The organism is Buttiauxella sp. S19-1, from assembly GCF_022134725.1.
Classification (GTDB): Bacteria; Pseudomonadota; Gammaproteobacteria; order Enterobacterales; family Enterobacteriaceae; genus Buttiauxella; species Buttiauxella ferragutiae.
The window spans coordinates 1-6,742 of the sequence record NZ_JAHWLU010000169.1 but is presented as its reverse complement, the minus strand read 5'-3'; the positions used below and the strand labels follow the sequence as shown (position 1 = coordinate 6,742).

At 51.4% G+C, this 6,742-nt stretch carries 7 protein-coding genes; all 7 read right to left on the bottom strand.

Annotated features, from left to right (window positions below; translation table 11 throughout):
- Positions 1-145 precede the first annotated feature (145 nt).
- Positions 146-694: a fimbrial protein gene (locus MES37_RS22695; RefSeq protein ID WP_232885819.1), complete on the bottom strand. Its 549-nt coding sequence runs from the start codon at positions 692-694 to the stop codon at positions 146-148.
- 10 nt (positions 695-704) lie between these two features.
- A complete protein-coding gene (locus MES37_RS22690) occupies positions 705-1,265 on the bottom strand; it encodes a fimbrial protein (RefSeq protein ID WP_083963368.1) in 561 nt (186 codons plus the stop codon).
- Positions 1,262-1,762, bottom strand: coding sequence for a pilus-assembly fibrillin subunit (locus MES37_RS22685; protein WP_064546434.1), 501 nt, complete (start codon positions 1,760-1,762; stop codon positions 1,262-1,264). The genes MES37_RS22690 and MES37_RS22685 overlap by 4 nt, the downstream gene beginning before the upstream one ends.
- Positions 1,763-1,784: 22 nt before the next feature.
- On the bottom strand, positions 1,785-2,504 hold the full coding sequence (locus tag MES37_RS22680; RefSeq protein WP_064546432.1) for a fimbrial biogenesis chaperone: 720 nt from the start codon (positions 2,502-2,504) through the stop codon (positions 1,785-1,787).
- An 83-nt stretch (positions 2,505-2,587) separates the two neighbouring features.
- Complete coding sequence (locus MES37_RS22675; protein WP_121813549.1) at positions 2,588-5,062, bottom strand: fimbria/pilus outer membrane usher protein; 2,475 nt, start codon at positions 5,060-5,062, stop codon at positions 2,588-2,590.
- 171 nt (positions 5,063-5,233) lie between these two features.
- Positions 5,234-5,836: a fimbrial protein gene (locus MES37_RS22670; protein WP_157092949.1), complete on the bottom strand. Its 603-nt coding sequence runs from the start codon at positions 5,834-5,836 to the stop codon at positions 5,234-5,236.
- A gap of 61 nt (positions 5,837-5,897) precedes the next feature.
- A complete protein-coding gene (locus MES37_RS22665) occupies positions 5,898-6,431 on the bottom strand; it encodes a fimbrial protein (protein WP_064546428.1) in 534 nt (177 codons plus the stop codon).
- Positions 6,432-6,742 lie beyond the last annotated feature (311 nt).

Here is a 6,742-nt window from a genome sequence, read left to right as displayed (position 1 = left end):
CCCGCCCCCCTCAAATCGCACTCCACTGCGAAGACCTGAACCGAGCCACTCATCCCAATAATCAAAACCAGTAAACGCCAAAACATTAATCGGTTATTTATGAACTTTCGCACCCTGCTGCTTACATTTTTCACGGGCTTTTCTCCTACAGATAACTGATGCTCATCGTCGCCGTGGCACTGAAGGCACCCGCTTCCAGACTGCCTCCTTGCTTGTACGGCACCGCGGTCAGAGTGAATTGGCTGCTGGCGGTGCCATTGCCCGTCCAGCCTTGGGTGAGTGGATAACCATAGCCGTTACTGCCACCACCCAGTGTTAAAGGGAAACTGCTGTTCACTCCGTTCCCCTGGTACAATGCCACGCCGAGGATGTCGGCATTGCCTCCGGTAGCATCCGTTTTCAGCACATTAGTAGGCGCGCCAGTTAGCTGCGAACCGGTTACCCTGACATACGCGGCTCCGCTGTAATAGGTACAGCTGACGGGCACGGTGATGGATTTGGCGTAGGCCTGGCCATCCACCTTTTGGGCGTCCATATCGCCAAAATCCACGGTAATCAGACTGTCGCCGTTAACCACGCAAGGCGGAATGTAGATTTCGCTGGTGATGGTGATATTAATGTTTGCTCTTGCCGTCGTTGCGCTGAATAGTATTCCTGCCAACAGCAGCGCAGATGCGATTTGCCTGGTTTTCATCACCATCACCTCACTCATAATTCAGCACAAAATTGGCCTGCGCACTGTAATCGCCAGCAACGACACTCTGGTCTGCCAGAGCGTCCGGTGTGGCTTGTACCACCGCTTTAAAGTTCAGCACGATGGTGCTGCTGTCTAACTGAGTACCCGCCCCCTGGTTATGCGGCTCACCAAGCTTCAGTGGTGAAGTCCCGTCAACGTCCAGTATTCCCACCGCCAGTTTTCCGACATTCGGCCCGGTTCCCATGCGTAACCAGTAATCTGACTGGCTTCCCATGTTGGTTTCCCGGACGCCATCAAACGTCAGTTTGACCACGCTATAGAGCGTGGTAGTGGTGCAGTTATTCAGCTGAATGGAAAAATTCTCCTCCGGGCTGCGTCCTGGTGGATATTGAAAATCCTTGAGCGGCCGGTCGCCAAATAGCACGGTTTGCCCCTGGCTTTCTGGCGCTAGTTCACACGGGGATTCCCACAATACCCCTTTGAATTCCATAGGCGTTTCAGCCAGGATTGGCGTCGAAAATATAAAACCCAGCCCGAAAAGCACCGACAACTTATTGATATTGATCATTCATACTCCAGACTCAGGCGCAGCAGCGCACCCTGCAACAGCATGTGCTGGCTCAATTTATAGGTCAGTTGGTTATCTCCGGATCGCAACGCCACTGCTTCTTCTGGCAGTTGAAGTTCTGGATACATCGGCTCTTCGCCATCAACCGAATCCTTCAACAATGCACTGCGGATAACATGGATGGGTGCCGCATTGTCTTCACTGGTCACGCCACCTTCACCACAACCTGTCAGTGTCAAATTCACCGGGACGACCCCGCCGACAACCGGAGTCCATGAGGTTTCCTGGGTTTTCAGAGTACAGGGAGAGGTGACTAGTGTTCCGCTGACAGCCAGAAAACCCACCTGACCATTACGCTCATTCACTTGCTGATGATTAGATTCATCAGGGATGAAAATTATTTTTTGGGACTGAACTTCGGCTGCCCGCGCCGCACTGCTTATCGACACCGCAGATATCAGTGTCAGCCCCATAATTATCAGCGTGTTTGGCTTCATTCCCCGCTCTCCTGGTTGATAATTACTTATCCGTTTCCACCGCAGTACAGCGGTTGCTGCTGCACTGGAACGTCAAGGATGGGCGGCCACCGTAATCGTTGATATAAGTCAGAACCGGCGCGTTGTAGTTACCCGCTTTCACACTTTGCGATGACTTAGGTGCCAGCATGACCGCTTCGAATTTTCCGACCTGTGTTTGTTTGGCCCCTTCACCAATGCCAATCACCGTGATGAAATATGGCGTCGGGTTTTCTATGCGGTAGCCACCGCTTTCTTTGGTGAGCACCAGTTTGTCCTGCCACACCGCATTAGGTTTAGTTTTGATTGATGCCGGGCGGTAGAACAACTTCACACGTGTCTGTAGGGCGATTTGTAGCGAGTTAGCTTTTTCACTACGTGGCGGAATTTCCCGCAAATTGAAGTAAAACAACGATTCACGATCCTGTGGCAACTTAGCGATATCCGGGGTGGTGGATAAACGCAGCAGGCTTTTTACCCCAGGCTCAAGGCGCTGGACTGGTGGCGTAACGACTATCGGCCCGGTGGTAATTTTGGTTTGCCTGGCATCTTCTAACCACGCCTGCGCCAGGTACGGTAATTGTTTGTTGTCATTAGCAATATTCAATGTCATCGACTTATCGCCGCCATTAAAAATGACCCGCGTTCGGTCCAGCGAGATGGCAGCGTGAGCGCCAGACAAGGTACTCAAACATAAACCCACTACCGCTGTTGTTTTCATCATCGTGTTCACAATCTGATCTTCCTTACTGTGTTAATTCGGGTTACCGCCACCGCGGGTAAAGCGGTGTGTTATTGATAGATTTGTCAGGCCTTTTCGTTCTGACATGGCAATAAAAGTTGCTGTTCAGGTGGCACAGTTTCTGGCAATGCGATACTGCACTGCTGCTGACCGTCCCAACCGACTTGCAGTGTTTCGCCTAACGCCACACCGCTGAGCCAAACCAGACCTTCGTCACTGACCATTCCAACTTCGGTCCCTTTGGTATTGGTGACGCTTGCGCCAAATGGCGGCACCGTGCCGTCTTTTCTTTTCACCACCGCAAACAGTTTCGCCCCCTTCAACACCCCGAATTCCCGGTACCCAATAGCCCCTTCAGTCAGCACGGATTCCACCACGGAGCGTGTTGCTTCCATGTCTTCCGGGAGTTTGTTCAAATCAATGCTGGTGGTATTGCGGTAATAGCTACTCATCCCAGTGACGACCCCGGTTCCCCAACGGTTGGTGGTTACCCTTCCGCCATTGACTGGCACACCGGCAACCCCTTCGGTGTCAACCAACAGACGCGTTCCGCCGTTCGTCCCACCCGCATGCAGAGCGGCACCTTTCGCGGTAAGCGTCGCCCCGCCTGAAAGGTTCAGACCGAGCGAGGTGTAATCATTGCTCACCCACGCAAGGTTGGTTGAAAGGTTGGCCCGCGTTCCCGTATGGCTGTAGTAGCCATTGAACTGTCCGTCCGTCGATTCGCCGCCCCCGGTGTTCACACCCGCATTAATGCTGTAGTTATCCAGGCCCTTATTGAGCGAATTGCTGTACCCGGCAGTCTGGCTCACGCGCCCTTCCGTGGTGTTGAGGTTATAACTGGCTGTTCCGCCGCCGCCCGTCGGGATCGAGATGCGGAAATAGAGTGAGTCATTGTCCTCATCGTAATAACGCGATCGGGAGGCCGACAGGCTCATCGATATGCCACGAAAATCGCCGATGTCCATGTAGTGGTTGATACTTAGCGTGTAATAGTTGGACTGTTTAGTGTCATCCCAATAAGTCTGGTGGCTAAGTTGTAACCCCACAGAGGTTCGGCCATTTTCCCCAAGGCTTTTGTTCAGCGTGGCGGTATAGAGTTGCTTTTCACGGCCAGTGAAATCATCACGATATCGGGCATCCAGATATTGCTGCATGCTCATGTAATCGTTTTCGGAGAAACGGTAACCGGCAAAGTTAATGTCTGCGTTAGCCTCATCAAAGCGTTTGGAATAACTCATCCGCCAGGATTTCCCTTTCATGGTGCCGTGCTCGTCATCAAAATTGGCAATCGACTGCGTAAGGTCGGTTGATAATGTGCCTAAGGCGTTCATATCACGACCCAAACCGATAGCTAAGGCGTTATAATCATTACCACTTATGATGCCGCCACCATATAAAGACCAACTGTTGTTGATACCCCATGAGGCTTCGCCACTGACAAAGAACGGCCCTTCCAAATCATGCCCGTTGGTGCGTGACTTCCCGCTAATCAGTTTGTAGCGCACCTGTCCTGGACGAGTCAGATACGGAACGTAGGCGGTATCCACCTGGAAGGTTTTCTTCTGGCCGTTTTGTTCGATGACTTCGACATCCAGTCGCCCGCGAATCGAGCTATCCAGATCCTGAATCGTAAATGGCCCGGCAGGTACCGTGGCGTCATATAAAATGCGCCCCTGCTGCGATATGACTACGCGCGCATTGGTTTCTGCTACCCCTGAAACCTGCGGAGCATAGCCACGTAATTTAGGTGGCAACATGCGATCATCACTTTCCAGACTCACGCCGGTGTAGTTCCAGGCGCTGAAAATATCGGAGCTTATGTAATTTTCGCCTAACGTCAGGTTCGCTTGTAGCTTCGGGATGGCGCGATACAGGTACACACGATTCCAGTCAAACTGATTGTCATCGCTCTCACCATCAACCTGGGTAATGTTCCCCTGGTAGTCCGCGCGAAGACGCCAGGGGCCAAAGTTGGCTCCTGTTGTACCGTTGAAGCTAAAATTTCGCGACTCTTCCCGTTCCTGTGGTTGGGTGACCGTGGCATTAAGGTTGTAATCCAGCATCAAGCCTGGAATACCATTGTCCCAACGTGAAGGTGGCAACCAGGTTGCATCGGAATATTCAAGCCAGGCTTGCGGCATATTGATGAGTAGCGTTCCATCGGACAGATCTGCCTGTATTTCAACCCCTGGTAGCTGGCTAAAATCCGCGCATTCGGTTTCGCCAAAGGGTATCCAGAGCAACTTACCTTGTGAGGTCTCCGTTAATCCCATTTGTGCCACTATCTCGCGCGTCAGGCAGGCCTGAGGCAAACTTTTCTTATCCCCTTCCTCGACGGTTTTTTTCAGCTCAGCAAACGTCACCGGAAGAGTGGACGAACTCATTGATTGTCCGTTGATGACCACCTGTAATTGGTACTGGCCGGGCATGACATAGCCTGCCTGAGAGAAGCGGCTAACATTGATATTCTGACGGTCGGAGGCATCCAGGACGTCCGTGTTAAATTCGACAGCCTCGGCATCGCGAATGGTTAACATCAACAGCACCGGCGCAATCGGGCAACAGGATAAATAGGCTGTGAGTTTTCGATTAGTTAACATGTTGTCATCGCAAATAATCTATTGATGAGCCAAAACCCCGTGAACCTCTTCCTCCTTATTGAGATAAGGAAAATGTATCGGCGAAACGAACTCGGCCACAGAAAGTCATTACTCGTAATCCACCTTCAGACGTACCACTGCGTAGTAATCACCACCGCGCAGGGGCTCGCCATTGCGTATCAACCGCAGAGCGTACTGAAGCCGCTGTTCACTGCCTTTTAATAATTGAGGCGGCATCGCCTTACCGGCAAACGCCCGGTTTCCCTGGCTATCGAGGATTTGTAATTCCACACCTCGAGCTTGCCCCAACACGCCAAATCTATCCGGGGAATGTCCACGCAAGCCGTCAAAGGTGACACGCACTTGGGAGTCCGGCAGTACGGCATCCGGTTTTACATCGTCCTCACTGGTCAGCTCACAATTCTCTAGCCCGAGGTAAAAAATTTTCTCAGGTCCGGGAATACTCGCCTGCATGTCTTTCATGCGCGTGGTTCCCATCTCAATGACTTGCCAAACATCTTCCATACCAAGCGTGCAAGCTGGAGCGATAATCTGACCGCCAAAATTAGCGCTTCCATGCCACCAAACACCTTCTGGCCCCTGGTATTCTGGCGCGTTCTGACTGGATGACTGGGTCGAAGTTGATGTTGCCAATGCCCCTTCCGACAGCACTATCAGCAGTGTCAGCCCGCAGAGATATTCCCTGAGCATTCCGCCTCCTTCGCGTGGCTAACAAAAACGGGACAACCCCGAAGGGCTGCCCCGAAAAATTTTACTGATAAGCGAGGGTAAAGTTGGTCACTGCGGTGAAGTCACCTTCAGCAACGACGCCACCAGTCGCCATTTTTACCCAGCTGGCGTAACGGAGGGTGTTATTGCCATCACCGATAATCTGTGGGTTACCCGGCTGGCCAAATACCACATCGCCACTCGCTGGGGAGTTAATGATGATTGCAGTGCCGGTATTACCGGTTGTGCCCAATTCTGTTGGTGCGGCAGGAATTGCTGCACCGTTGAATGTGACGGTTACGGTTTTGTCGACCAGGCTTGTTGGGTCACAATTTGTCAACAGGATGTCAATATCACGCAGTTCCGAGATGCCGCCGGACGCAAGATGCGTTTTGGAAATCTGACCAAAGTCTATGGTCTGGTCTGCTGATTCAGGCGCAATGCTACAAGCTGCATTGATTACGGACCCGGTGAAGTTCACAACACCTTCGCCACCATTGGCAGCCTGAGCACTGAAAGCCACCAGGGACAAAGCTACTGCACTCGTTAATGTTGTGAAGGTTGTTTTAAAGCTCATTTCTCAATTCCTTGATTAATAATGAATAACATTCGTTATCGCTCACCCGAACACCGACTCGTTAAAAACGGAACGAGTGAAGTCAACTTGCCGGTGTTCATAGCAAGGCAGAGCGATGTGGATTCTTTTGTTATTTTTTGCCTTCCAGGCGGGGTAATTCTTACCTTCAGGCCGAGTTGGGATTGACAATTAGTTCCAATTTGACAAGTCCAGCCCAAGAGTCCAGAAATATACGAAAAAGCAGTCAAATAAACTGATTTTAATTTTATTTGTGATTTTTAATTCTTCATGTGGTGACAAATAAGACACGG

What these genes read in the sequence shown, in the direction of transcription:
- MES37_RS22690 (WP_083963368.1), bottom strand. Translation starts at nt 1,265, where the DNA reads ATGATCAATATCAATAAGTTGTCGGTGCTTTTCGGGCTGGGTTTTATA.
- MES37_RS22695 (WP_232885819.1), bottom strand. Translation starts at nt 694, where the DNA reads ATGAAAACCAGGCAAATCGCATCTGCGCTGCTGTTGGCAGGAATACTA.
- MES37_RS22685 (WP_064546434.1), bottom strand. Translation starts at nt 1,762, where the DNA reads ATGAAGCCAAACACGCTGATAATTATGGGGCTGACACTGATATCTGCG.
- MES37_RS22670 (WP_157092949.1), bottom strand. Translation starts at nt 5,836, where the DNA reads ATGCTCAGGGAATATCTCTGCGGGCTGACACTGCTGATAGTGCTGTCG.
- MES37_RS22665 (WP_064546428.1), bottom strand. Translation starts at nt 6,431, where the DNA reads ATGAGCTTTAAAACAACCTTCACAACATTAACGAGTGCAGTAGCTTTG.
- MES37_RS22675 (WP_121813549.1), bottom strand. Translation starts at nt 5,062, where the DNA reads ATGTTAACCATTCGCGATGCCGAGGCTGTCGAATTTAACACGGACGTC.
- MES37_RS22680 (WP_064546432.1), bottom strand. Translation starts at nt 2,504, where the DNA reads ATGATGAAAACAACAGCGGTAGTGGGTTTATGTTTGAGTACCTTGTCT.